Below are 24,679 nucleotides of genomic sequence, written 5' to 3' on the forward strand. Positions count from 1 at the left end.
CTAGCAGGGGTATCACACGTCCGGGGTGCGGGCCAGCCGTGAGGTAGAAGGGAGCGGTGAGTGGACCTCTGTCCGGCGTGCTGGTCGCCGACTTCAGCCGGGTGCTCGCCGCGCCCTACCTGACGATGCTGCTCGCCGACCTCGGCGCCGACGTGATCAAGGTGGAGCGGCCGGGGACCGGTGACGACACGCGGGCGTGGGGCCCGCCGTACGCGGACGGCGAGGCCGTCTACTACCGCTCGGTCAACCGCAACAAGCGGTCCGTCGTGCTGGACCTCGCCGACCCCGCCGCGCGGGAGCTGGCACGACGCGCCGACGTGCTGATCGAGAACTTCCGGCCTGGTCTGATGGCCCGCTTCGGGCTCGACCACGAAAGCCTGCGGACGGACAACCCCGGGCTGGTGTACTGCTCGATCTCGGGTTTCGGCAGCGGCGCGGGAGCGGCCCTGCCCGGCTACGACCTGCTCGTCCAGGCCGTCGGCGGGCTGATGAGCGTTACCGGTCCCGGCCCCGGCGAGCCGACGAAGGTGGGCGTCGCGCTGGTGGACGTGCTCACCGGGCTGCACGCCGGCCTCGGCATCCTCGCCGCGCTGCGGCACCGGGACGCCACCGGCGAAGGGCAACTCGTCGAGGTGGACCTGCTCAGCACGCTGCTGTCGAGCATGGTCAACCAGAGCGCGAACCACCTGATGGCGGGGCTGGTACCGGAACCGAAGGGCAACCGGCACCCGTCGATCGCGCCGTACGAGGTCTACCCGGCCGCGGACCGCCCGATCGCGCTCGCCGTCGGCAACGACCGGCAGTTCGAGGCGCTGGCCGCCGCGCTCGAACTGGAGCCCGACGAGCGGTTCGCCACGAACGCCGACCGGGTCGCGCACGTGGACGAGCTGGCCGACCTGCTCAGCGCCCGGCTGCGGACCCGGACCGCCGACGAGTGGTTCGAGCTGCTGACCCCGCTCGGCGTGCCGTGTAGTCCGGTCAACGACCTCGGCGAGGCGTTCGCGCTGGCCGAGCGGCTCGGGCTGGCGCCACGCGCGCCCGGTGGCACCGTGCGCAATCCGATCGGGTTGTCCGCGACGCCGCCCGAGTACCGGCTGCCACCGCCGGCGCTCGGCGAGCACACGGAGGAGGTGCTCAAATGGCTGCGGGAGTCACCAGGCCGCTGAGCGGACCGCGCGTTCGATGGCGGTGCGGGCCTCGGCGAGTGCGTCGAGGATCGACTGCTCCGTCGCGGGGGTCAGGCGGGCGATGGGGACGGAGCAGCTGATCGCGTCGAGCACCGGCGTCTCGTACCGCAGCGCCATGCCGAAACAGCGCAGGCCGACCGTGCCCTCCTCGTTGTCGATCGCGTAACCACGCTCCCGCACGCCCACCAGGTCCGCGAGCAGCCCCGGCCGGTCGAGGGTGTGTTCGGTCAACGCGGGCATCTCCGGCGGGAGGAGCTTTTCGACCTCCTCGTCGGGCCGCTCCGCCAGGATCGCCTTGCCCAGGGACGTGATGTACGCGGGGAGGCGGCGGCCGACGCGGCTGAACGGACGCAGGTAGTGCCGCGACTCGCGGGTTGCCAGGTACACGATGTCCGAGCCGTCGAGCCGGGCGAAGTGCACCGTCTCGCCGACCTTCTCGCCCAGGTCCTCCAGGTGCGGTTTCGCCGCGGCCAGCCGTTGGTCGCCGTCGATGTAGGAGGTGCCGACGAGCAACGCCCGCACACCGATCGTGTACAGCGAACCCGTGGGGTCGGTGCGCACCCAGCCGCGGTTCACCAGGGTCTGCAGCAGGGCGTACAGGCTGCTGCGCGGCACGTCCATGCGCTCGGCGAGCTGCCGCAGGCTCATCGGCTGACCGTCGAGGCTCCCGAGTACCTCGAGAACCTCGACGGTGCGCGCGGCCGACTTCACATCGCGCACGCCCTTCTGCTGCTCAGGCATGCACGCATCTTCTCACTGGACCACGGGCGCGGTGACCCGCGAGCGCGCGGGCACGTGCCGGGCCCGCACCAGGAAGACCGTGCCCGCGGCCAGCACGGAGACGATCGACAGCGCGTACAGCCCGCCCGCGGTGCTGCCGGTGCTCTCCTCCACGGCACCGACGACGGTCGGGCCGACGAACCCGCCCAGGTTGCCGAGGGAGTTGATCAACGCGATGCCCGCGGCGGCGATCTTCAGGTCGAGGCTGTGCTGGGCCAGCGGCCAGAACGCCGACGCCGCGCACTTGAAGCCTGTCGCGCCGAGGCACAACGCGACCAGCGCGAACCACGGCGGCCCGACGGTCGCCAGGAACGTGCCCGCCGCACCCAGTACGAGCCCGACCGCGACCCACGGCCGCCGTTTGCCCGTGCGGTCGGTGTACCAGGCGAGCGTGTACATCGCGACGATCGCGCAGATCCACGGGATCGCCGAGAGCAGGCCGACCATGAAGTCCGACGTGTCCGGGATCTTCTTCACGATGCTGGGCAGCCAGAACGTGATCGCGTACCCGGTCAGCGACATCGCGAAGAACAGCCAGCACAGCAACAACACCTGCGGGTTCGTGACGAGCTTCCACCGCGGCACGCTCGCGGTCTTCTTGTCGCTGCGGACGGCTTCGTCGCGTTCGATCGCCGCGCTCAGCGCCGACTTCTCCTCGTCGGTCAGCCACTTCGCGTCCTTCACGCGCGAGACCAGGAAGAACCCGGCCACGATGCCGATCACGACGGAGAACCCGCCTTCCAGCAGGAACATCCACTTCCAGCCGGCGATGCCGCCGAGGCCGTGCATCTCCAGCAGCGCTCCGCTGATCGGCCCGGTCACGATGTACGCCGACGCGGAACCGCCGAGGAAGATCGCCGTCGCGCGACCGCGTTCGGCGTTGGGGAGCCACTTCGTGAAGTAGTAGATGACCCCGGGGAAGAACCCGGCCTCCGCGACGCCGAGCAGGAACCGCAGGAGGTAGAACGTGGTGGCGTTGCTGGTGAACGCGGTCGCGGCGACCACCACGCCCCACGTGATCATGATGCGCGTCAGCCACACGCGGGCACCGAAGCGTTCGAGCAGCATGTTGCTCGGCACCTCGAAGATCGCGTAGCCGACGAAGAACAGCCCAGCGCCGAGCCCGAAGGCCGCGGCGCCGATGCCCAGATCGGTCTTGAAGTGGGTCTGGACGAACCCGACGTTGGTGCGGTCCATCTGGTTGATCACCAGCATGAACACCACCAGCGGCAGCATGCGGCGGAAGAACTTCTTGACCGCGCTGCGGTAGGCGGGGTTTTCGGAAGACAGCGTCATCGACGTCTCCGGTCTCTCTCGGGGAAGCCGTTACCAGCGGGGGAACTTCGGCGCGGTGAAGTCGGGGTGCACGCGGCGCATCGCGGCGGCGTCGTCCCGGCGGCGCACATCGCTCTCCTGCCAGCGCTGGTGCAGTTTCGCGAGGGCTTCGCGGTCGAGCTCCACGCCGAGGCCCGGGGTGTCCGGCACGCTGATCTTGCCGCCGGAGAACGTGTGCGGCTGCGTGATCACGTCTTCGGTCTGCCACGGCCGGTGGGTGTCGCACGCGTAGCGCAGGTCCGGGATCGTCGCGGCGACCTGGGTCATCGCGGCGAGGCTGATGCCGAGGTGGGTGTTGGAGTGCATGGAGACGCCGACGCCGAAGGTCCGGCACACCGCGGCGAGGTCCTGCGTCGCCCGCAGGCCGCCCCAGTAGTGGTGGTCGGAGAGCACGACCTGAACCGCGTCGGTCTTGAACGCCTCGGGGATCTCGTCGAACGCGGTCACACACATGTTGGTGGCCAGGGGAAGCGACGTGTGCCGGGCGACCTCGGCCATGTTCGCGGTGCCGGTCGTCGGGTCTTCGAGGTATTCGAGGACGTCCTCCAGCGCGGCCGCCACTTCCAGACTGGTCGCGACCGACCAAGCGCCGTTCGGGTCGAGCCGCACCGGCTGCCCGGGGAACGCCTCGGCCAGCGCACGCGCGGCGGCGACCTCCTGCTTCGGCTCGAAGACGCCACCCTTGAGCTTGAACGAGCTGAAGCCGTAGTCCTCGGCCATGCGCTTTGCCTGCGCGACGACCCCGTCAGGGTCGAGCGCGGCACCCCAGTCGTCCTTGGGCTCGTCCGGCTCCGGGTGCTCGGCCCAGCGGTAGAACAGGTACGCGCTGTACTCGACCGCGTCGCGCACCTTGCCGCCGAGCAGCGCGTGCACGGGCAGGTCCAGTTCATGCCCGAGCGCGTCCCAGATCGCGACTTCGAACGCCGACGCGACGCTGGAGGCGATCTTCCCCATCGTCCGGCTGCCGCGCAGCCCTTCGGCCTGCACGGTGTTGTCCACCCGCTCGGCTCCGACGCGTTCCAAACATTGTGTAACGGCTGTATGCAGGTTGTTCACAACGAGTTCGGCGCCTCTGAGCTGCGGCGCGAAGGCTTCGGCGAGCTTGAGGTAGTCGGTGTCGCCGTAGGTCTCACCGAGGCCGACCACGCCGCTTTCGGTGATCACCTCGACGATCGTGCGAGGTGTATACGGCTGGTGTACGCCCTGCAGGTTCAGCAGAGGTGGGTCGGCGATCAGGATGGGCGTGACGCGTACTTCCGCGATGCGGGACAACTGTGTCCTCCTCAGACCAGGTCGAGGCCGGTGGCCAGCAGGCCTTTCAGGGTGGTCAGCTCTTCCGGGGTGGGATCGGTCAGCGGCGCGCGCACCGGGCCGACGGGCAGGTCGCGCAGCCGGGCCGCGGCCTTGACCAGCGACACCGCGTAGCCGGGGCGGTGGTCACGCAGCTCGACGAACGGCTGGTAGAAGTGGCGCAGCAGTTCGTCCACACGCGACTGGTCGCCGGCGTGGAGCGCGGTGAAGAACGCCTTCGAGATCTCCGGTGCGAACGCGTGCACAGCGGACGAATACGCGGGGATGCCGATCGCGGAGTACGCGCGGGCCTGCATCTCGGCGGTCGCGACGCCGTTGAAGAACAGGAACTCCTCCGGGGCGGCGAGCTTGAGGCGCTGCAGCTGGTCGAGGTCGCCGTGCCCGTCCTTGAGGCCGATGACCCCGGGGATCTTGGCCAGCTGAGCCACGGACGCCGCGGTGAAAGTGACGTAGTCGCGCTGGTATGCGATGAGTGGCAGTGAGGTGGCCTCGGCGACCTTGCGCACCTGCTCGACCAGGCCGTCGACGGGTGCCTTCACGAGGTAGTGCGGCAGCAGCAGGGCGCCGTCGGCGCCCGCTTCCTCGGCGCGGGCGGCGTACTGCGCGGCGATCGCCCAGCCGTAGCCGACGCCGGCGACGACCGGAACGCGGTGCGCGGTCTCCTCGACGGCGATGCGCACGACCTCGGCGTACTCGTCGAGCGTCAGCGAGAAGAACTCACCGGTGCCGCACGCGACGAACACGGCAGCGGGATCCGCCGCGAGCTGCGTGCGGAGGTAGGTGCGGAACGCGTCCGGGGCCAGCTCGCCGCGTTCGGTGAACGGGGTCAGGGGGAACGAGAGCACTCCGGCGGCCATACGGCTCCGGAGCAGTTCTGCGGTTTCGTGCGGTCTGCTCATCAGCTCGTCTTCATATGTAGACAATGGCTCGATATGAAGACAGCCTAGGAACATTCCGCCGGGCGAGTCAATGGCGAGGGCCCCCTTCCCGGCGGGAAGAGGGCCCTCGGTGCGGTGCGATCAGCGGGACGGCAGGAGTTCCTGTGCTTTGGTTTTGAGTCCTTGTGCCATGAGGTGCCAGGCGTTGGGGTCGCCTTTGAGGACGGCTTCGGCGGCGGATTTCATCTGCTCGAAGGTGGCGTGGGGTGGGATCGGCGGGACTTCGGGGTCGCAGCGCACGTCGAGCAGGGCGGGCCGGTCGGCGGACAGCACCCGCTCCCAGGCGGGGCCGAGCTGGTCGGGGGAGTCGACCGAGACGCCGTCGAAGCCGAGGGAGCGGGCGATGTCGGCGTAGTTCACGTCGGGCAGGGACTGGGATTCCTCGAACTTGGGTGCTCCGCCCATCGCGCGCAGTTCCCAGGTGACCTGGTTGAGGTCGTTGTTGTGGAACACGCACACCACCAGCCGCGGGTCGGCCCACAACTCGCGGTAGCGGGCGATCGTGATCAGCTCGGCCAGCCCGTTCATCTGCATCGCCCCGTCCCCGACCAGGGCGATCACCGGCCGGTCCGGGCAGGCGAACTTCGCCCCGATCGCATACGGCACTCCCGGCCCCATCGTCGCCAGCGTCCCGGACAGCGACCCCCGCACCCGGCCCCGGATCTTCAGGTTCCGCGCGTACCAGTTGGTGGAGGACCCGGAGTCGGCGGTGATGATCGCGTCCTCCGGCAGCCGCTGGGACAGCTCGTGCACGATCCGCATCGGGTTGACCGGCTTCGCCTCCAGCATCGCCTGCTGCTCCACCGTCGCCCACCAATCGGCCACGTTCTTCTCGATCGTCTGCCGCCAGGAGCGGTCGGTCTTGCGGGTGAGCATCGGCACCAGCGCCCGCAGGGCGCCTTGCGCTTCGCCGACCAGGTTCACCTCCGTGGGGTACCGCATCCCGATCATGGAGCCGTCCAGGTCGATCTGCACCCCGCGGGCCTGGCCGAACTCGGGCAGGAACTGCGAATACGGGAAGTTCGAGCCCACGATGAGCAGGGTGTCGCAGTCCCGCATCAGCTCATACGACGGGCGGGTGCCCAACAGCCCGATCGACCCGGTGACATAGGGCAGGTCGTCGGGCAGCACATCCTTGCCCAGCAACGCCTTCGCCACCCCCGCCCCGGTCAGCTCGGCGAGTTCGCGCACCTCCGCCGCCGCGTTCCGCGCGCCCTGCCCCACCAGCACCGCGACCTTCTGGCCGGCGTTGAGGATCTCGGCCGCGCGGGCCAGTTCGTCCTCCGGCGGGATCGTCACCGGATGCGGCCACCCCGGCGCGCTGGAGGGCACCTGTTTGAACGCGTGCTCCGGCGGTGAATACGGCGACTCCTGCAGGTCGTTCGGGATGATCACCGCGGTCGGTGCGCGTTTGGCCAGGGCGGTGCGGATCGCGCGGTCCAGCGCGTTGGGCAGCTGCTCGGCGACGTTCACCTCGACCAGGTACTCACTGGCGACGTCCTTGTACAGCGCTTGGAGGTCCACCTCCTGCTGGTAGGAACCCCCCATCGCCGACCGGGCGGTCTGCCCCACGATCGCCACCACCGGCACGTGGTCCAGCTTGGCGTCATACAGGCCGTTGAGCAGGTGGATCGCCCCCGGCCCCGAGGTGGCCATGCACACCCCGACCTGACCGGAGAACTTCGCATACCCCACCGCCGCGAACGCCGCCATCTCCTCATGCCGGGCCTGCACGAACCGCGGCCGGTTACCCGCCTTACCGAACGAGGCCACGATGCCGTTGATCCCATCACCCGGGTAGGCGAAAACCTGCTCCACACCCCACTCACGCAACCGCCGCAACAGGTAGTCGCCAACCGTCTCGGCCATGGTGCCTCCTCACGCTGTCCCTGGGTTCCGAGTTCGGCTACCCCCGGGGCGAGGCGGTGACACCTCGTCAGGCGTTCAGGCGGTCCGGCACCGGCCGCAGCACCGCGGCGTCCCGTGACGGGTTCACCGCTTTGATCGTCTCCAGCGGCAGGGTCTCCTCGTGCACCTGCAGGCTCGCGAGGTGGTGCAGCATGATCCCCTCGCGCAGCGCCCACGGGCAGATGTCGACCTCGCGGATGTCGAGCGCGCTCATCGTCGCCTTCGCCACGATCGCGCCCGCGAGGATCTGCCGTGCCCGCGACGCGGAAACCCCGCGCAGGCGGGCGCGTTCCGCCGCGCGGAGGTCGGCGAGGCGCGGGATCCAGTGGTCCAGCGCGTCCTGCCGGAGCGTGCGGCGCACGAACGGGCCCTTGCGCTGCGGGGCGGCTCCGGCGAGCCGGGCCAGCTGCTTGAACGTCTTCGACGTGCCGACGGCGCGGGACGGCGCGCCCTCCCAGCGCAGCCGGTCGGCGACCTCGCGCAGCATGTCGCGCACGTGCCGCTGCATGTCCTTGACCTGCCGCCGCGACGGCGGGTCGTCGAGCAGGAACTGGCGGGTCAGGCGGCCGGCGCCGAGCGGGAGGGACAGCGTCAGGTCGGGTTCGGCGTCGCGGCCGAGCGCGATCTCCAGTGAGCCGCCGCCGATGTCGAACAGCAGGATGCGGCCGGCGGACCAGCCGTACCAGCGGTGCGCGGCGACGTAGGTGAGGCGGGCTTCGTCCTCACCGGTGAGGTACTGCGGGCGTACGCCCGTGCGGTGCTCGATGCGGTCGAGGATCTCGTCGCGGTTCGTGGCGTCCCGGATGGCCGAGGTGGCGAACAGGAACAGCTGCTCCACGCAGTGTCTTCGCGCCGCGGCCAGCGTCGCGTCGACCGCCTCGACGGCGCGGTGCACGCCCTCCTCCGACAGCGAGCCGTCCGCCTCGATCAGCTCCGCCAGGCGCGTCGGTTCCTTGACCGCCAGCGCGGGCAGCGGAGGCGCGCCGGGGCTCGCGTCCACCACCTGTAGCTGAGCGCAGTTGGAACCGATGTCGAGCACGCCTAATCGCATGAGGTCCTGGGTACCCGTTCAGGTGCCCGTTCACACGGATATCCGCCAGGAGCCGCGGCACTGCCGCACGAGGGCGGGGCGAACGGGCCGGGCGGCGGCTGGGCGTGGTCCTACCCTGGGGCGCATGGCCGAGCACGTCGTCGTCACGACCACCACCGACAGCGAGGACTCCGCGCGGGAGCTGGCCGCGCGTGCGGTGGAGGCGAAACTGGGTGCCTGCGCGCAGATCGTGCCCATCACCAGCGTGTACCGCTGGGAGGGCGAAGTCCGGACCGAACCCGAGTGGCGGGTGGAGATCAAGACGGCGGCGGACCGGGTGGCGCCGCTCGTGTCCCTGCTGGAGGACGTGCACAGCTACGACACCCCGGAGGTCATCGCGACGCCCATCGAAGGTGGGAGCGCCGAGTACTTGCGCTGGGTGATCGCGGAAACACGGTGACGATTGACGGGGCCGTACGGCGAACGTAAATTTCTTTCGCATGTTGCGCCGGAGCCTCGCCGTCGTCCTCGTCGTCGTTCTCACGGTGCTGGCCTGGCAGCCGGCGCAGGCCGCCGCCTGGTCACGCGCGTTCTACTGGGGCGTGGCGACCGCCGGGTACCAGTCCGAAGGCAGTGCGCCCGACAGCAACTGGTCCCGCTACGTCGCGCGCAGCGGTGGGGTCGACCCGTACGGCAACGCCGTCGACTTCCGGCACCGCTACGCCGAGGACATCCAGCTCGCCGCGGACATGGGCGTCAACACGTTCCGGTTCAGCGTGGAGTGGGCGCGCGTGCAGCCGCGGCCCGGCGTGTGGGACGAGCAGGAGCTGGCGTACTACGACGACGTCGTGCGGCACATCCGCGACGCCGGGATGACGCCGATGATCACCCTGAACCACTGGGTGTACCCGGGCTGGGTCGCCGACCGCGGTGGCTTCGCCGACCCGCGCACGGTCGGCGATTTCCTCGCCTTCACCGAGAAGGTCGTGCAGCGGTACCGGAACGTGCTGTGGGTGACGTTCAACGAACCCGTCGCGTTCCTGAGCCAGGAGCTGAAGATCGGCGCGCTCAACCCGTTGCAGATCCCGCTGTGGCAGGCGGACGTCGTGCTGGCGCACCGCCGCGCGTACGACCTCATCCACCGCCTGGACCCGGGCGCCAAGGTCACCAGCAACCAGGCGTTCTACGCGGGCTTCAACCCGCTGACGGACCTCGTGGTCATGGACCAGATCCGGGACAAGCTGGACTTCGTGGGCCTGGACTACTACTACGGCGTGAGCCTGGACAACCTCACCGCGCTCAACGCGATCTCCGGGGACCTGTGGAAGATCAAGCTCCAGCCCGAGGGGATCTACGACGCGCTGCGGTACTACGCGAACCGGTACCCGAACCTGCCGTTGTACATCGTGGAGAACGGCATGCCGACCGACAACGCCCAGCCGCGCGAGGACGGCTACACACGCGAGACGGCGTTGCGCGACTCGATCTTCTGGGTGCAGCGCGCGAAGGCCGACGGGATGAACGTCATCGGCTACAACTACTGGAGCATCACCGACAACTACGAATGGGGCAGCTACCGCCCCCGCTTCGGACTGTACACAGTGGACGCACTGACCGACCCCTCGCTGACCCGCCGTCCGACGGCCGCGGTGCCCGCGTACCGGGACGCGATCGCGAACGGGGGCGTGCCGGAGGGGTACCGGCTCGGGCAGGCGCCGGCGACCTGCTCGCTGGTGGACTTCCCGCTGAGCTGCCTCGCCCCGCCGAACCCCAGCGGTCCGCTCGCTCACCTGGGTTAACGCGGTCTCAGGAAACATCAGGATTCAGTGGGTAGTTTCGAAGCATGGCGAAGCGACTTCGGTGGACGGTCCCGGTGGCAGCGCTCGGTGCGCTGGCGTGGGCCGTCTGGGAGATCCCCCTCGCGTTCGGCGGCCGCCCGGACCTCGAGGTGATGAAGCGGTCACCCCAGTTCCGCGACGGGCGGTTCCAGAACCTGGCCCCGCCCGTGCCGCAGACCGCGAGCACCGGCCGCGACCTGCTCAGGGAGATGCTGTTCGGCGGGCAGCGCCGCAAGCCCGCCGGACCGATCCCGCTCGTCCCGCCGCCGGCGGACCACCCGGCCGAGGGACTGCACGTCACCTGGTACGGGCACTCCTCGACGCTCGTGGAGATCGAGGGCAGGCGGATCCTCATCGATCCGGTGTGGGCGAAGCGGGTTTCGCCGTCGCGGCTGATCGGTCCGAAGCGGATGCACGAGCCGCCGTGCCGCCTCGAAGACCTGCCGCCGCTGGACGCGATCATCGTGTCGCACGACCACTACGACCACCTCGACGCGGCCGCCGTCCGCACGCTGGCCCGCATCCAGGACGCCCCGTTCATCGTGCCGCTCGGCGTCGGCTCGCACCTGCGGCGCTGGCGGGTTCCCGCGGAACGGATCATCGAACTCGACTGGCACGAGAGCACCGAGATCTCCGGCGTCCGCATCACGGCCGCCGACGCGCAGCACTTCTCCGGCCGTGCCTTCACCCGCAACAACACGCTGTGGGCGTCGTGGATCATCGCGGGCCCGAGCCGCCGCCTGTTCTACAGCGGCGACTCGGGCTACTTCGACGGGTACCGCCGGATCGGGGAGAAGTACGGGCCGTTCGACGCCGCGCTCGTGCAGATCGGCGCGTACCACCCGTCGTGGCCGGACATCCACATGACACCGGAGGAGGGTGTCGCCGCGCACCTCGACGCGCGGGGCGGCGTGCTGATCCCCGTGCACTGGGCCACTTTCCGGCTCGCCCTGCACGGCTGGAACGAGCCGGCGGACCGCGTCTGGCGCGAGGCGAAGGCACACGACATCACGCTCGCCGTCCCACGCCCCGGCGAGCGGCTGGACCTGGACAACCTGCCCGCCGTCGACCCGTGGTGGCAGGCCCTCTAGGCGCTCAGCGCAGCCCGAGCAGGCGGGTGATCCGGATCTCCAGCACCACGCGCTCGGGGTTCGGGCGGGGCTGGCGGTAGCGCGCGGCGTAGCGCTCTTCCGCCTCCCGCACGGACTCCGGGTCCTCCCGCACGACGGCGACGCCCTCCAGCGTCGACCACCGGCGGCCGTCCACCTGAGTCACGGCGACGCGTGCTTCACCGTTCCCGGCGCGGACGTTGCGGGCCTTCACGCTGTCCCGCGAGCAGATCACGCGTGCGGTGCGGAACTCCTCGTCCACCGTGACCCCGACGGGCACGACGTGCGGCGACCCGTCCTTCCGCAGCGTCGTCAGCGTGCACAGGTGCCGCTCACGCCAGAACTCGTGCAACTCCGGGCTCATCCGGTGTCCTTTCCTGTCGTACCCACTTGCCAAGATCATCCCCATGATGGGCCGCACGCACGCACTCACCGGCTGGTGTGCCGGACTCGCCGTCGCCCCGACCGTGGGCGCGAGTTCGGTGCACCAGGCCGTCGCCTTCGCCGCCACCACGGCCGGTTTCGCGCTGCTGCCCGACCTCGACCACCCCGGCGCGGGCGCGTCACGCCTGCTCGGGCCGGTCACGGGCGCACTGTCCTGGCTGCTCCGGCGCCTGTCCTCGATGCTGTACGCCGTCACGAAGGGGCCGCGCGACGAGCGGCACCGCGGCATGCACCGCCACCTGTCGCACACCGTACTGTTCGCCGCCGGGCTCGGCGCGCTCACGATGTGGGGCACGCGCGCGGGCGGCTGGTACGCCGTCGCCGGCGTGGTGTTGTTCGGGCTGCTGCTCGCCGCGGACGCACTGGGGGACTGGCTGCTGCTCGTCGGCGCCGGGGCCGTGGTGTGGTGGGCGCGCACGGCGAGCGCCGCCGGGGAGCTCCAGGAGCTGACGGGCTGGCTCGGCGTGGCGGTCGCGGTCGGCTGCCTCACCCACTGCCTCGGCGACTCGCTCACCGAGGCGGGCTGCCCGTTCCTGTTCCCGGTCCCGATCGCGGGCGAGACGTGGTACGAGCTGCGGCCACCGTCGTTCCTCCGCTTCCGCACGGGCAAGCGGGTGGAGAACCTCCTCGTGTTCCCGGCGTTCGTGGTGCTGGGTGTGCTGCTGGTGCCCGGTGTGTGGCAGGGGCTGAGCGGTTTCTTCGAGCAGATTTCCGTCCAGGCCGGTGCCCACCCCTAGACTCCTTTTCCATGACCCGCATCCGGCTCGGCTGGCGAACGAGGCTCGACCAGATTTCCGTCGCGTTCATTTTCCTCGTCCTCGGCGCCGGTTTGGTGCTTTCGGGTGCGATGGCCGGTACCAGCGGCTGGCTGACGGTTCCGATGATCGTCATCGGGGTGGTGTTCCTGCTGGTCGTGGCCTTGCGGCTGCTGGGGTGGCGCTCGTTGCGCTGGCCGCGCGAACTCGTCGTCGACGACAGCGGAATCGGCTACGAGACCAAGGGTGGGGACGCCTTCCGCATTTCCTGGGCGGATCTTTCGGCGGTCGGCGTCCATTCCGAGGAGGGAGTGGACGAGCGATTCGGGCTGGTTCTGGTGTTCTTTCCGAAATCGGGTGATTTCGCCGAGCACCTGTACAGCCCGGTGCTGGTGCGGTTGCCCCGGAATTCCGCGGTGAAGGTGCGGCTGCCGCGCCGCGCGGGCGTGGCCGAGGCGGTCGCGCAGGGGGCTCCGCGGGACTGGCAGCGCGTGCCGTCGACCCCGTGGAGCGCGCTGGTGACGGCCCCGGGGGTCGCGCCGCAGCTGGTTCCGGCGCCCGAAGCGCAGCCGCCGGTCGTGGTCGACGTCGGCAGGCGGACCGTCGTGCAGGCGCTCGTCGGCGGGGTGCTGGCGGCGTGCGTCGGAGCGGGCCTGCTCGCCGCGGCCTTCACGGACTCCGGGGCCGGCGTCGTGGTGCGGGTCCTGTCCGTCCTGCTCGGCGCGCCGTTCGCGCTGCTGGCGCTCGGGCTCCTGCTGTGGTCGCCGATGGTGGCGCGCGGCCGGTGTTTCGTGCTCGACGCCGACAGCCTCAGCCTCGACGACCCCAGCGGCGAGCCGTTCACCCTGCCCTGGGGCGAGATCACCTCGGTCGCGGTGGAGACCTTCTGGAGCAGGCGCGCGGTGGGGAGCTTTGCCTCGCGTCGTCGGCTCGACCAGGTGCTCGTCCGCACGCACGAGCGCACCACCACGGTGCACCTGGGCAGCCAGCGCGGCTCGGTCGACGAGCTCGCCCGTGCCGTCCGGCGGTTCGCGCCCCGGCTCTGGGCCGGGGCGACCACGCGCGCCGCCGGCCCGTTCCAGGTCAAGTAGGCCGCGGGCGGCTCACTCGCCTCCGGCGGGTCGCTCCCCGGCTCCGGCAGGCTGCTCGCCGCCGGATTCCTCCTCGCGGTGCTCCTCCTCGTAGGCCTCGGCGGCTTCGTGCGAGCGGTCGGCCTGCTCGTTCTCCTGGCGGCGACCTTCGGCGGCGGCGTGCACCCCGTCGCTCACATTCGGTTTGGGCACTCCACCTTCTTCGACCCACTTGTTCAGGTTGAGGAAGCTCTTCTCGAGCGGGTTCTCGTGCTCGCCCTCGGTGGCTTCGCGCAGTTCCTTCGCTTCAGCGGCTTCGTGCGCTTCCTTGCCCGCCTGCTTGAGCCGGTTCGCCGTGGACTCGATCTTCGTCGCCGCGTCGAGGCTCTTGTCGGCGATCTTGTCCGCGGCCTTGCCCACCTTGGCCAGCGCCTTGGCGGCACCCTCGATGGCGGCCTTGGACTTGTTCGCGTTCTTCGCCAGCGCCTCGAGCCGCTCGACGATCTTCGCGATCCGCGTGCTGATCTTCTCGGCGAGGACGCCGCCCTCGACAACGGTGTCGGCGATGAACGCCGCCACGGTGCCGCCGAACGAGCACCACGACGTGGCCAGCGCGGCGAGCCCCTTGACGATCAGTTCGCCCACGAACTCGGAGATCATGTCGCGGATCAGGCCGCGCTCGGTGCCCACGATCGCGGCGGCGACCTGCATGGCCGTCGAGGCGCTCTGCGCGTGCCCCGCCGCACCACGCAGCGCGTCCGCGTAACCCTTCGCGGTCTCCTGGTACGCCGCCGGGCCGCCTTCGCCCTTGTACGACTGCGCCGTCTTGGCCGCCGACCGCTCGTAGGTCTCGGCTGCCTCGTTGAGCTGCTTCGAGACGTTCTGCCAGGTCTGGGCCTTCGCCGTGACGGCCTCGGGGTTGCCCGCGAGCTTGTCCAGCCCCTCCTTGAGGAAGCTGATGTGCTCGATCAGGAAGCCGACCCCGGCGCTGGCCAGCGCGCCGAGCGGATCCATCGCCGCGTCGAGCAGGTCCAGCCCGTCGGTCGCGACATCCAGCCCGGCGTTGGCCCAGTCGCCGTCGGAGAAGTCCTTGACCGTGGTGGCCACGTCGTTGAACAGGCCGGAGCCGGAGGTCTGCGCCGGCAGGTTGTCGATGACGCCCGCGCCGTCCTTGCCGGTGTTGGTGAACGGCCCGGAGGGCCGCTCGGCCGTGGCGACGAGCGGGTTCTCGGTCGAGGTCATGGCTACAGGTCCTTACCGATCGCGGTGAGTGCCGCCTTCGACTTCTCCTCGTGCGACGAGATCGCCTCGTGCGCCGTCTTGACCTTGTCGGCGAGGTCGTGCCCGGCGTCGCCGAGCCCCTTGACGAAGCTGGTGGCGCTGGCGATCCAGTACTCGACCCCCAGTGCGACGACCTGCCCGACGAGGCCGAACGCGTTCAGGTCGCCGAGCCCCTGTGCCGCGCCGGTGGCATCGATCGCTTCGTGGACCTTGTCCGCGACCTCGCGCACCTCCGGCTCGTGGGCCGCGAGCGCGTTCAGGTCCGCCTCGAAACCGCCTGCCATCACCAGTCCCTCCGCATGAACGAACCGAATTCCTCGTCACCGCCGTCGACAGGCGGGCGGGGCGGCCGTGGTGGTGCGGGCGGCCGGGGAGGAGGCGGCGGGGCCGCTTGTTCCTCGTTCACCACGAAACGGCGTTCCTGCGGGGCGGCCGGTTGTTCTTCCGGCAATTCGGGCGCCGGGAACTGTTCCTCCAGAAAACGCATCGCGTCGCTGTCGGTGCCGATCACCGGTGCCATAATCGCCGTTATCTGCCGCGCCGCCTGCGCCTGCGCGCGCTGCGCCGTGGCGACGACCGCGGCCGCCAGCCGGTCGAGCGGCAGTTCGCGCGCTTTCGGCCCGAATGCCAGTTTCTGCAGCGCACCACTGGCGTTGACGGTCACGGTCGCCGCACCGTCCGCACTGGACAGCGTGGCCGACAATTGCCGCAGCTGCGCCTTGGCGACTTCCGCTTTGCGCGTGATGTCCGCTGTTCCCGCGTTTCCGGGCGAATTCATGCTCACTCTGACGGAGCTAAGTCCAAACGGGTTCCAGGAACAAGCGGAAATGCGGAATGTCCGCTTTGTTTTATTCCTTCAGCGCCAGCGCCAGGTACTTCACGTCGAGGTACTCCTCGATGCCCTCGTCGCCGCCCTCGCGCCCGAACCCGGACTGCTTCACCCCGCCGAACGGCGCGGCCGCGTTGGACACCAGGCCCGTGTTGATGCCGACCATGCCGGTGGACACGCGCTCGCCGACGCGGAGGGCGCGGTCGAGGTCGCGCGTGAACAGGTAGGCGACGAGCCCGAACTCGGTGTCGTCCGCCAGGCGCAGGGCCTCGTCCTCGGTGTCGAACGTGGTCACCGGCGCGACCGGGCCGAACACCTCCTCGCGCAGGATCCTGGCGTCCGGCGGGACGTCGGTGAGCACGGTCGGCGCGTAGAAGAAGCCCTTGCCGTCCAAGGCCTTGCCGCCGGTGGTGGCGCGGGCGCCGCGGGAGGTCGCGTCCTCGACCAGCTCGCTCACCTTGTCCCGCTGGTCGGCGCTGATCAGCGGGCCGACCTTCACCCCGTCCTCGGTGCCGTGCCCGACCTTGAGCGCCGACATCCGCTCGGTGAGCCGCCGCACGAACTCGTCCGCGATCGAGGAGTGCACGTGGAACCGGTTGGCGGCGACGCACGATTCCCCGTTGTTGCGCATCTTCGCGGTGATCGCCCCGGCCACCGCGTCGTCGAGCGGGGCGTCCTCGAACACCAGGAACGGCGCGTTGCCGCCCAGCTCCATCGACATGCGCTGGAGGTTCGGCGCGCACTGCTCGACGAGCTTGCGCCCCACCTCGGTGGAGCCGGTGAACGACATCTTGCGGATGCGCGGGTCCTCCAGCGCGGGGCTCACGACACGGCTCGCGGACGTCGAGGGCAGCACGCTGAGCACCCCGTCGGGCAGCCCGGCCTCCTGCAGCAGGGCCGCGAGGTTGAGCATCGACAGCGGCGTGAGCTGTGCCGGCTTGACGATCATCGTGCAGCCGGCGGCGATCGCGGGGCCGAGCTTGCGGGTGCCCATCGCGAGCGGGAAGTTCCACGGCGTGATCAGGATGCACGGTCCGACGGGGCGTTTCGTGACGAGCATGCGGCCCGTGCCCGCCGGGTTGCGGCCGTAGCGCCCGTCGATGCGCACGGCCTCCTCGGAGAACCAGCGGAAGAACTCGGCGGCGTACGTGACCTCCGCCTTCGACTCCTCGACGCTCTTGCCCATCTCCAGTGTCATCAGGCGAGCGATGTCGTCGGCGCGGTCCGTCATCAGCTGCCACGCGCGGCGCAGGATCTCGCCCCGCTCGCGCGGCGCGGTCGCGCCCCACTCCTCCTGCGCGGCGACGGCCGCTTCGACGGCTTCGCGCGCGTCGGCGTCCTGGGCGTCGGCGACCTCGCACAGCTGCTGCTCGTTCCCCGGGTCCTGCACGGCGAACCGGCTGCCGTCGGCGGCGTCCCGCCACTGGCCGGCCAGGAAGATCTGCTTGGGTACGCGCTCGATCAGCTCGCTCATGTAGGCGGACTACCCGTGCCCTCCTCCGCGTATGCCTCCGGCAGGACACGCAGGCGCCGCAGCGGCGAGCCGATCAGCCTGGCCGCCGACAGCGCCATCCCCGCCGTCGCGAGCCACATCGACGCCCGCAGCCCGGCGACGTCCGCGACGAGGCCGCCCAGCAGGCTGCCCACCGGCGCCACGCCGAACGTCACGAACCGCATGGTCGCGGTGACCCGGCCGCGCAGCCGTTCCGGGGTGGCTCCCTGCTGGAAGCTCACCTGCACGATGTTCGACACCGTGATGGCGAACGCGGTGACGAAGTTCCCGACGGGGTAGCAGGCGACCAGCCAGCCGGGGCTCGCCAGCGCCATCGCGGTGTAGCCGAGCGCGATCAGCACCCCCATCACCCACAGCAGCCTGGCCTCGCCGACGCGCTGCCCGATGCGCCGGCCCGTCACCGCGCCCACGAGCGCACCGAGGAGACCGGTGGTGCTGAGCAGGCCGATGATCCCGGGCGAAAGCCGCACCTCGCGCAGCAGGAACACCACCCCGATCGCGATCTGCACGGACTGGAACAGGCTCGCCAGCGTCAGCGCCGCCGCGATCGGGCGCAGCAGCGGGTGCTTCCGGACGAAGTCCAGGCCCTCCCGGATCTGGCGGCGCAGCGGCACCCGTTCGGTGCGCGGGGGCACCGGCTCGGGCTTGCGGATGCGGCCGAGCCAGAGCGCGGACCACAGGAACGACAACGCGTTCCCGCCGACCGCGGCCTGCCCGCCGAAGTACTGCACCAGGAAGCCGCCCGCGCTCGGCGCCGTCACCGCGGCGACGGAGAGGTTCGTCTGCAACCGCGCGTTGCCCTCCAGCAGCCGGTCGCGCGGCACGAGCCGCGGCAGGTACGTCTGGTGTCCCACCTCGAAGAACACCGCGAGCACCCCGGCGACGGCGACCACCGCGTACAACTGGCCCATCGTCAGCACTCCGAACGCGGCGGCGACGGGAACCGTGGCGTAGAGCGCGAAGCGGCCGAGATCGGTGCCGATCAGCAAGGGCCGCAACCGCATCCGGTCGCACCACGCGCCGACCTGCAGGCCGATCGCGAGGTACGCGAGCGTCTGCAGGGTGCGCAGCAGTGAGACGCCGAAGGCCGAGGCGCCGAGGCTGCCCGCGGCCAGCAGCGGCAGCGCGAGGACGTTGAGGCGGTCGCCGAACTGGCTGAGCAGGTCCGCTGTCCACAGGCGGCGGAAATCCGGCTGTCGTAGCAATCCCCCAGGCATGCGTCCAGGTCTACCGCAAAACGAGAGCCCAGGCCCCCGACCAGCCTGGGCTCTCCACCCGCCAACCCGCTGGGGCTACCCGATGTCTCGCTGTCTGAAACCCCGCAACCCCACGATGAGGGCGACGAGTGCGATTCCGGTCAGCCACAGCAAAGGCGTGGCGGTCAGTGCGGCGTTCGGCAGCTTCGGCACGTGCGTGAACGGCGAGACGTCGAGCACCGCCTGCGGCAGCCGCAGCACCGGCCCGTACAACGCGATCGCGAGGGACAGGGACGCGACCGACCAGCTCGCGGTCGCGAGCTTCGGCGCGAAACCGAACAGCAGCACCGAAATCCCCGCCACCACCCACACGGCGGGCAGCTGCGCGAACGTCGCGCCCAGCACCGGCGGGATGTGCGCGCCGACGTCCCCGGCCCGCAACCCGTGTGCCACGCCCGCCGCGGTACCCCCGACGGCGAGCAGCAAAGCGCTGCCCAGCAAGGAGAACACGAGGTGGCTGGCCGCCCACCGCAGTCGCCGCACGCGGGTCGCCAGCAGGGGTTCGAGCCGGACCGCGGTCTCCTCGGTCCGCATCCGCAGGTTCGCCTGCACGGCGTAGAGCGCCGCGACCATCCCGAAGATGCCGGCGATGGACGCGAGGTAGGCGTCGACGAGCGCGGAGGCGCCACCCATCCGCTCGAAGATCTGCCGCACCTGCGCGCTGTCGCCGACCAGGCCGCCGATCCCGTTCGCGAGCGAGCCGAACAGCACCCCGGCGACCGCGAACCCGACGACCCAGCCCGTCAGCATCCCCCGCTGCAGCCGCCACGCCAGCGCGAACGGTGAGCGCAGACCCGGCGCGGCGGTCGCGGGCCCGAGCCGTGACGGGAAGATGCTCAGCCCCACGTCGCGACGGGGCAGCAGCCAGTAGGCCAGCCCGGTGAGCAGGACGGCCGCGGCCAGCGGCAACAACGCGACGGCCCAGCGTTCCCCGGCGAACGGCCGCAGCTGCGACATCCAGCCCAGCGGCGACAGCCACGACAGCCACCGCATCCCGCTCGCGGAGTCGCCCACGCCACGCAGCAGGAACGCCACCCCGAGCACCGCCGAGGCGAGGCCGTTCGCGGTGCGCGAGTACTCGACGAGCTGGGCGCACACCGCGGCCACGCCGCTGAACACCCAGCCGGCGAGCGTGACGCCGAGCCCGAACGCGATCGAGCCTGCCGCGGGCTGCCCGGCGGCGAGCAGGGTGGCCATCGCGATGAGGCCGGTGACCAGCGCCGCCGCGCCGGACACGAGCAGGGCCGCGGTGAGCGCGGCGTACCGCCCGGTCACCCCGGACGACAGCAGCTCCTGCCTGCCGGTGTCCTCCTCCTGCCGCGTGTGCCGGACGACCGTGAACACGCAGCCCAGCGCGACGAACAGGGCGAGGAAGACCCCGAGCCGCCACGCGGTGAACCCACCCGCGGTGGACAGGTCGAACGCGGGGCCGTAGAGCAGCGCGATGGACGGGTTGGCCGCCGTGCCCGCGGTGAGCGTGGCCCGGTCGGCGGCGTCGGGGTAGAACTGCTCGTAGGTCGACGCCATGACGGGCGGCAGGATGCCGAGCAGCACCACCCAGATCGGCACCACGACCCGGTCGCGGCGCAGCGCGAGGCGGACCAGCTGGCGGGTTCCGGTGAGGGAGTTCACTTCGCCCCCACCTCGACCTGGTAGTGGCGCAGGAACAGCTCTTCCAGCGTCGGCGGCTGGCTGGTCAGGCTGCGGACGCCGACGTCGGTCAGCTGCCGCAGCACCTTGTCCAGCGAGTGCGTCTCGACGTCGAACCGGACGCGGTTGCCCTCGACCTTGAGGTCGTGCACGTCGGCGAGCGAGGACAGCCCGTTCGGCGGGCCGGCGAGTTCCGCGGTGATGGAGGTGCGGGTGAGGTGCCGCAGGTCGGCCAGCGTGCCCGATTCGACCGTGCGCCCGTCGCGGATGATGCTGACCCGGTCGCACAGGGCCTCGACCTCGGCGAGGATGTGGCTCGACAGCAGCACGGTCCGGCCCTGGGCGCGTTCCTCCTGGGTGGCCTCCTGGAAGACGGCTTCCATCAGCGGGTCGAGGCCCGCGGTGGGTTCGTCGAGGATGAGCAGGTCCACGTGGGAGGCGAGCGCGGCGACGATGGCGACCTTCTGCCGGTTGCCCTTGGAGTAGGTGCGGCCCTTCTTCCTCGGGTCCAGGTCGAAGCGCTCGACGAGGTCCTTCCTGCGGCGCTGGTCCAGCCCGCCCCGGAGCCGGCCGAGCAGGTCGATGACCTCGCCGCCGGAGAGGGTGGGCCACAGGTTGACGTCTCCCGGTACGTAGGCGAGGCGGCGGTGGAGGCTCGCGGCGTCCCGCCACGGGTCGCCGCCGAGCAGCCGCACGTGCCCGGCGTCGGCGCGGAGCAGGCCGAGCAGGATCCGCACGGTGGTCGACTTGCCCGAGCCGTTGGGGCCGAGGAAGCCGTGCACCTCACCCGCGGCGACCTCCAGGTCGAGCCCGTCGAGGGCGCGGGTCGACCCGAACGACTTGCGCAGGCCGGAGACGGTGATGGCGTTGTCCATGGCGGCGAAGCTACGCTGTTTTCACAAATTTGTGAAGTTAGGAAAATGTCAAGATCGAAGAGAGGCTGTGGGGGATGAGAGAGGATGGTTCCATGTCGACCGACGACCCCGCGCCCCTCGCCGAGGGCGCGGTGCGGTTCGCCGAGAAGTTCGGGCAGATGCTCACGGACGCGGGGATGCCGCGGATGCCGTCACGCGTGTTCGCCATGACGCTCGCGAGCCCCGAGGGGCACCTCACCGCCGCGGAGCTGGGTGCGGCGCTGAAGATCAGCCCGGCCGCGGTCTCCGGCGCCGTGCGGTACCTCGTGCAGATCGGGCTGCTGCGCCGCGAGCGGCCGGCGGGCGAGCGGCGGGACCAGTTCGTCGTGCACAGCGACTACTGGTTCGAGGTGTACTCCCACCAGGACAAGCTCTACCGGACGCTGCTCAAGACCCTCGCCGAGGGCATCGACGCGGTCGGCGCCGGAACCCGGGCGGGCGCGCGGCTGCAGGAGACGCACGACTTCTTCGCGTTCATGGCCGAGGAGATGCCGAAGCTCGTCGAGCGCTGGCGGGCCGGCCGGGCTAGCGGAGCAGGGGCTTGACGAGGGTTTTCGCGAGCGCGTCGAAGTCCCGCGGCCCGTCCTCGAAGTGGCTGAGGAACGCCTGCTGGAAGCACGCGCCGAGCAGCAGCGCGGCGGTGGCGTCCAGGTCGGCGGAGCGGGGCAGCCTGCCGAGCCGCTGCTCGGCGCGGAGGTATTCGACGAGCTTGTCGTGCGGGTGGTGCGGCCCCGCGCTGCGCTCGTGCACGGCGTCACGGTGCGCGGCCAGCAGTTCGCGCGTCGAGAAGACGGACGCGGCGATGGGGAAGCTCTCCGCGTAGAAGTCCAGCGCCGCCTTGGCCACCCTGGTCAGGTTGGCCCGGACCGTGTCCCGGCCCGCGTTGGCCGCGAGGTCGGTGAGCACCGCGCCGAGTGCGGGCAGCTGTTCGGTCAGCACGCCGAGGAAGATCTCCGTCTTGTCGGCGAAGTGCTTGTACAGCGCGGCTTCCGAGTACCCCGCCGCGCGCGCGATCTCCTTCGTCGTGGCGCGGGCGTACCCCTGCTCGCGCATGATCCGGCTCGCCGCGGCGAGTATCGCCTCCCGGGTGCCCAACTCTCAGCTCCTTCTCAGCGTCCCCTTGACGGTAAGTGAGTACTCACCAACCATAGCGGGTGAGTGAACACTAACCTGAGGAGGCAGGCATGAAGCTCACGGTTTTCGGCGCCAGCGGGGGAACCGGGCGCGAGGTGGTGCGGCAGGCACTGGCCCGCGGGCACCACGTGACCGCGGTCGTGCGGGACCCGGCCCGGCTCGGCGAGCCCGTCCAGGACGTCGTCGTGGCCGACGTGTTCGACCCCGCCGCGCTCGTCGCGGCGGTCGGCGGCAGCGACGCCGTGGTGTCGGCGCTCGGTCCGCGTGGCCGCGGGCCGAGCCGGATCTGCCGGGACGGCGCGGCCGCGATCATCACGGCGATGCGGCAGGCGGAGGTGCGGCGGCTGCTGGTGGTCAGCAACAGCGGGATGCACCGGGAGGGTGACGGCTGGTTCACCCGGCTGGCGGTCAAGCCGATCCTGATCCGGATGCTGCGCGAGGAGTACGAGGACATGCGCGTCATGGAGGAGCGGGTCGTCGCGAGCGGGCTCGACTGGACCATCGTGCGCCCGCCGCGGCTGACGGACGGTCCGCACACCGGCGTCATCGCGAGCAGTGTCGGCAGGAACGTGCGGGGGAGCTTCACGATCTCCCGTGCCGACCTGGCGGACTACCTGCTGCGCCTCGCCGAGGACGGTTCCCACCGCGGCGCCGCGGTCTCGGTCGCGAAGGGGTCCTAGTTCTCCAGGAGCTCCTTCAGCTTCCGCAGGTCCTTCATCACCGCTTCGGCGTCGGCGGCGTACTGGGCGTCGTCCATGTCGGGCAGGCGGAACAGCGTGAACAGGACCTCGCTGCCGGTGCCGTTGCGCACCACGCGCATCGGCACGTACACGTCCTGTCCCGGCAGGTGCACGGTGTGGTCGAGCACGCCGAACTCGTTGACCTCCGCCGAGGTGACGGGCGCGCTGCTGTCCATTCCGGAGGCCCATTTCGCAGAACTTCCCGGCTCCGTCAGGAAGTTGTAGACCTCGTCGCGGGGGCGTTCGATGCGGATGCTCAGTGTCCGCGAAGGCAGTGTCGTCATGGGCGCCAAGTCTGCCCGGCAGGACACGGCGGGTCTTGAACGAATCGGACCTCCACGCCACGGCGAGTAGGCGACCGTTGGGCTGAACGGGTGAAAGTGGGGAGGGCCGACCAGGGGCTTCGAAAAAATTCCTGCCGGTGTGTATCTGTCGCGGCCCCCCGCGCGTCATAGGAGCGTCGGTTGATTTGACCCCCTGCTGGAGGATGCATGAGCACCCACCACTCCTGCGAAGAGGAGATCGCGGCGATCCGCGAATCCCTTGCCGCGCTTGGGGATCCGTGGCAGGCGGAGGAGACCCGCCTGAGCAGGCTGGGGGCCGGTTCGCGTGCCGTGCGGCTGGGGGTGCCCGCCCCGAGTGCGGCGGAGGTCGAGGCCAGGGCGGAACTGCCCGGGCTGATGACCGAGGCCGCGCTCGGGGCGGTCGGGCAGCGCTGCACGTCGCCGCACGCACCGTCGGGGGAGCTGCCGCGGGTCTTCGACCTGCGGCGGACGTGCGGCGGTGACTACACGACGCCCGTCAAGGACCAGGGGGAGCGCGGTACGTGCACCGCGTTCGGGGTGGTCGCGGTGCTGGAGGGGACCGCGGCGTACACCCGGCGGGCGGCGGAGCTGAACCTGGACCTGTCCGAGGCGCACCTGTTCTTCGGGCAGGCCACACCGAGGCAGATCGACGGCCAGGACGGGGCCTGGCCGGACGACCTGCTGGGGGACTGCGTGTCGACCGGGGTGGCACTGGAGGAGTGCTGGCCCTACGTCGACACGGGTGCGGGCGCGCTGCGGCCGGACTGGCCGCAGCGGGTCGTGCACGCCGAGAAGACGGTGGACCTGACCCGCGACCCGGCGGGGATCAAGCACCACATCTTCGGGTACGGCCCCGTGACCGCCTGCATGGTGGTCTACGAGGACTTCTTCCACTACGCGGGCGGGGTCTACCGGCACACCACCGAGGAGACCCGCGGGGGACACTGCGTGGCCCTGATCGGCTGGGACGACGACCAGGGCTGCTGGATCGCGAAGAACTCGTGGGGCACGGGCTGGGGTGAGGGGGGATTCTTCCGGATCGCCTACGGGGAGGCGTTCATCGAGGACTACCCCGAGCCCCGGCCCACCACGCTCGGCTGCACGGGCGTGGCACTGCGCACGTGGTTGCCGCCGCAGCGGGCACTCGGCCTGTTCGCGTCCGGAAAGGACGGTCGCGCGTGGGCGTTGCTGGAGGACCTGGGGTGGCTGCGGCTGGCGGAGGGGACGAGTGGCGCGCACCAGCTCGCGCTGCTCGCGGACGCGCGGGCGAGCGGTCATCCCGTCAGCCCGTTCGTCGTGCACGACGAGTTGCAAATGGTTCAGACCACATACTGACCTGCGAGCAGGGGAGC

The 24,679-nt window shown here is 70.8% G+C and carries 25 protein-coding genes; 9 read left to right on the forward strand and 16 right to left on the reverse strand.

Annotated features, from left to right (window positions below):
* Nucleotides 1-56: 56 nt before the first annotated feature.
* Entirely contained in the window at nt 57-1,166 is a 1,110-nt protein-coding gene (locus tag ABFX51_RS33110) for a CaiB/BaiF CoA transferase family protein (RefSeq protein WP_346056082.1), read from the forward strand.
* On the opposite strand, the gene ABFX51_RS33115 is transcribed toward ABFX51_RS33110, so the two are convergent.
* From ABFX51_RS33115 to ABFX51_RS33140, 6 genes are all read right to left on the reverse strand, one after another.
* Nucleotides 1,152-1,928, reverse strand: a complete 777-nt coding sequence (locus tag ABFX51_RS33115) for an IclR family transcriptional regulator (protein WP_091509141.1) — start codon at nt 1,926-1,928, stop codon at nt 1,152-1,154. The two genes, ABFX51_RS33110 and ABFX51_RS33115, sit on opposite strands and share 15 nt — an antisense overlap.
* A gap of 12 nt (nt 1,929-1,940) precedes the next feature.
* Nucleotides 1,941-3,263, reverse strand: a complete 1,323-nt coding sequence (locus tag ABFX51_RS33120; protein ID WP_091509139.1) for an MFS transporter — start codon at nt 3,261-3,263, stop codon at nt 1,941-1,943.
* A gap of 30 nt (nt 3,264-3,293) precedes the next feature.
* A complete protein-coding gene (locus ABFX51_RS33125; RefSeq protein ID WP_346056083.1) occupies nt 3,294-4,574 on the reverse strand; it encodes a glucarate dehydratase family protein in 1,281 nt (426 codons plus the stop codon).
* 11 nt (nt 4,575-4,585) lie between these two features.
* Nucleotides 4,586-5,512 (reverse strand): 5-dehydro-4-deoxyglucarate dehydratase, encoded by a 927-nt coding sequence (locus tag ABFX51_RS33130; protein WP_346056084.1) that lies wholly within the window; start codon nt 5,510-5,512, stop codon nt 4,586-4,588.
* A 120-nt stretch (nt 5,513-5,632) separates the two neighbouring features.
* Nucleotides 5,633-7,420, reverse strand: coding sequence for a thiamine pyrophosphate-requiring protein (locus ABFX51_RS33135; RefSeq protein WP_346056085.1), 1,788 nt, complete (start codon nt 7,418-7,420; stop codon nt 5,633-5,635).
* A gap of 67 nt (nt 7,421-7,487) precedes the next feature.
* On the reverse strand, nt 7,488-8,510 hold the full coding sequence (locus tag ABFX51_RS33140) for a Ppx/GppA phosphatase family protein (protein ID WP_346056087.1): 1,023 nt from the start codon (nt 8,508-8,510) through the stop codon (nt 7,488-7,490).
* 124 nt (nt 8,511-8,634) lie between these two features.
* Here ABFX51_RS33140 and cutA point away from each other — a divergent pair, with 124 nt between their 5' ends.
* Genes cutA through ABFX51_RS33155 form a run of 3 tightly spaced genes read left to right on the forward strand, consistent with a single transcriptional unit; the run spans nt 8,635 to nt 11,418 of the window.
* Nucleotides 8,635-8,949, forward strand: a complete 315-nt coding sequence (gene cutA, locus ABFX51_RS33145; RefSeq protein ID WP_346056088.1) for a divalent-cation tolerance protein CutA — start codon at nt 8,635-8,637, stop codon at nt 8,947-8,949.
* 40 nt (nt 8,950-8,989) lie between these two features.
* Complete coding sequence (locus ABFX51_RS33150; protein WP_346056089.1) at nt 8,990-10,288, forward strand: glycoside hydrolase family 1 protein; 1,299 nt, start codon at nt 8,990-8,992, stop codon at nt 10,286-10,288.
* 44 nt (nt 10,289-10,332) lie between these two features.
* Nucleotides 10,333-11,418, forward strand: a complete 1,086-nt coding sequence (locus tag ABFX51_RS33155; RefSeq protein ID WP_346056090.1) for an MBL fold metallo-hydrolase — start codon at nt 10,333-10,335, stop codon at nt 11,416-11,418.
* A 4-nt stretch (nt 11,419-11,422) separates the two neighbouring features.
* On the opposite strand, the gene ABFX51_RS33160 is transcribed toward ABFX51_RS33155, so the two are convergent.
* Nucleotides 11,423-11,800, reverse strand: coding sequence for a PPOX class F420-dependent oxidoreductase (locus tag ABFX51_RS33160; protein WP_346056091.1), 378 nt, complete (start codon nt 11,798-11,800; stop codon nt 11,423-11,425).
* 46 nt (nt 11,801-11,846) lie between these two features.
* Between ABFX51_RS33160 and ABFX51_RS33165 the strand changes: the two genes are divergently transcribed.
* A complete protein-coding gene (locus ABFX51_RS33165; RefSeq protein WP_091509386.1) occupies nt 11,847-12,617 on the forward strand; it encodes a metal-dependent hydrolase in 771 nt (256 codons plus the stop codon).
* A gap of 11 nt (nt 12,618-12,628) precedes the next feature.
* Nucleotides 12,629-13,726, forward strand: coding sequence for a hypothetical protein (locus ABFX51_RS33170; RefSeq protein ID WP_346056092.1), 1,098 nt, complete (start codon nt 12,629-12,631; stop codon nt 13,724-13,726).
* A gap of 12 nt (nt 13,727-13,738) precedes the next feature.
* On the opposite strand, the gene ABFX51_RS33175 is transcribed toward ABFX51_RS33170, so the two are convergent.
* The 7 genes from ABFX51_RS33175 to ABFX51_RS33205 form a co-directional block, all read right to left on the reverse strand.
* Nucleotides 13,739-14,947: a hypothetical protein gene (locus tag ABFX51_RS33175; protein WP_346056093.1), complete on the reverse strand. Its 1,209-nt coding sequence runs from the start codon at nt 14,945-14,947 to the stop codon at nt 13,739-13,741.
* Nucleotides 14,948-14,949: 2 nt separating this feature from the next.
* The gene (locus ABFX51_RS33180) at nt 14,950-15,270 is read right to left on the reverse strand and encodes a hypothetical protein (protein ID WP_091509114.1); all 321 of its coding nucleotides are present in this window, start codon (nt 15,268-15,270) and stop codon (nt 14,950-14,952) included.
* Nucleotides 15,270-15,764: a YbaB/EbfC family nucleoid-associated protein gene (locus ABFX51_RS33185; protein WP_091509111.1), complete on the reverse strand. Its 495-nt coding sequence runs from the start codon at nt 15,762-15,764 to the stop codon at nt 15,270-15,272. Before ABFX51_RS33185 ends, ABFX51_RS33180 begins: the two co-directional genes overlap by 1 nt.
* 70 nt (nt 15,765-15,834) lie before the next feature.
* Nucleotides 15,835-17,289, reverse strand: a complete 1,455-nt coding sequence (locus ABFX51_RS33190) for an NAD-dependent succinate-semialdehyde dehydrogenase (protein ID WP_346056094.1) — start codon at nt 17,287-17,289, stop codon at nt 15,835-15,837.
* Nucleotides 17,286-18,545 carry an MFS transporter gene (locus tag ABFX51_RS33195; protein WP_346056095.1) on the reverse strand — a complete coding sequence of 420 codons (1,260 nt, stop codon included), beginning with the start codon at nt 18,543-18,545 and terminating at the stop codon, nt 17,286-17,288. Before ABFX51_RS33195 ends, ABFX51_RS33190 begins: the two co-directional genes overlap by 4 nt.
* 75 nt (nt 18,546-18,620) lie before the next feature.
* Nucleotides 18,621-20,216 (reverse strand): ABC transporter permease, encoded by a 1,596-nt coding sequence (locus ABFX51_RS33200; RefSeq protein WP_346056096.1) that lies wholly within the window; start codon nt 20,214-20,216, stop codon nt 18,621-18,623.
* Nucleotides 20,213-21,109 (reverse strand): ABC transporter ATP-binding protein, encoded by an 897-nt coding sequence (locus ABFX51_RS33205; RefSeq protein WP_346056097.1) that lies wholly within the window; start codon nt 21,107-21,109, stop codon nt 20,213-20,215. The genes ABFX51_RS33200 and ABFX51_RS33205 overlap by 4 nt, the downstream gene beginning before the upstream one ends.
* Nucleotides 21,110-21,201: 92 nt before the next feature.
* Here ABFX51_RS33205 and ABFX51_RS33210 point away from each other — a divergent pair, with 92 nt between their 5' ends.
* Nucleotides 21,202-21,693, forward strand: a complete 492-nt coding sequence (locus ABFX51_RS33210) for a GbsR/MarR family transcriptional regulator (protein WP_346056098.1) — start codon at nt 21,202-21,204, stop codon at nt 21,691-21,693.
* Here ABFX51_RS33210 and ABFX51_RS33215 read toward each other — a convergent pair.
* Nucleotides 21,674-22,243, reverse strand: a complete 570-nt coding sequence (locus ABFX51_RS33215; protein ID WP_346056099.1) for a TetR/AcrR family transcriptional regulator — start codon at nt 22,241-22,243, stop codon at nt 21,674-21,676. The two genes, ABFX51_RS33210 and ABFX51_RS33215, sit on opposite strands and share 20 nt — an antisense overlap.
* Nucleotides 22,244-22,332: 89 nt before the next feature.
* On the opposite strand from ABFX51_RS33215, the gene ABFX51_RS33220 reads away from it, so the two are divergent.
* A complete protein-coding gene (locus ABFX51_RS33220) occupies nt 22,333-22,962 on the forward strand; it encodes an NAD(P)-dependent oxidoreductase (protein ID WP_346056100.1) in 630 nt (209 codons plus the stop codon).
* Here ABFX51_RS33220 and ABFX51_RS33225 read toward each other — a convergent pair.
* Nucleotides 22,959-23,306 (reverse strand): SRPBCC family protein, encoded by a 348-nt coding sequence (locus tag ABFX51_RS33225; protein WP_346056101.1) that lies wholly within the window; start codon nt 23,304-23,306, stop codon nt 22,959-22,961. The genes ABFX51_RS33220 and ABFX51_RS33225 overlap by 4 nt on opposite strands.
* Nucleotides 23,307-23,513: 207 nt before the next feature.
* Between ABFX51_RS33225 and ABFX51_RS33230 the strand changes: the two genes are divergently transcribed.
* Nucleotides 23,514-24,662, forward strand: a complete 1,149-nt coding sequence (locus ABFX51_RS33230) for a C1 family peptidase (RefSeq protein WP_346056102.1) — start codon at nt 23,514-23,516, stop codon at nt 24,660-24,662.
* Nucleotides 24,663-24,679 lie beyond the last annotated feature (17 nt).

Origin of the sequence: Amycolatopsis dongchuanensis, from assembly GCF_039542405.1 — a bacterium.
Lineage (GTDB): Bacteria > Actinomycetota > Actinomycetes > Mycobacteriales > Pseudonocardiaceae > Amycolatopsis_E > Amycolatopsis_E sacchari.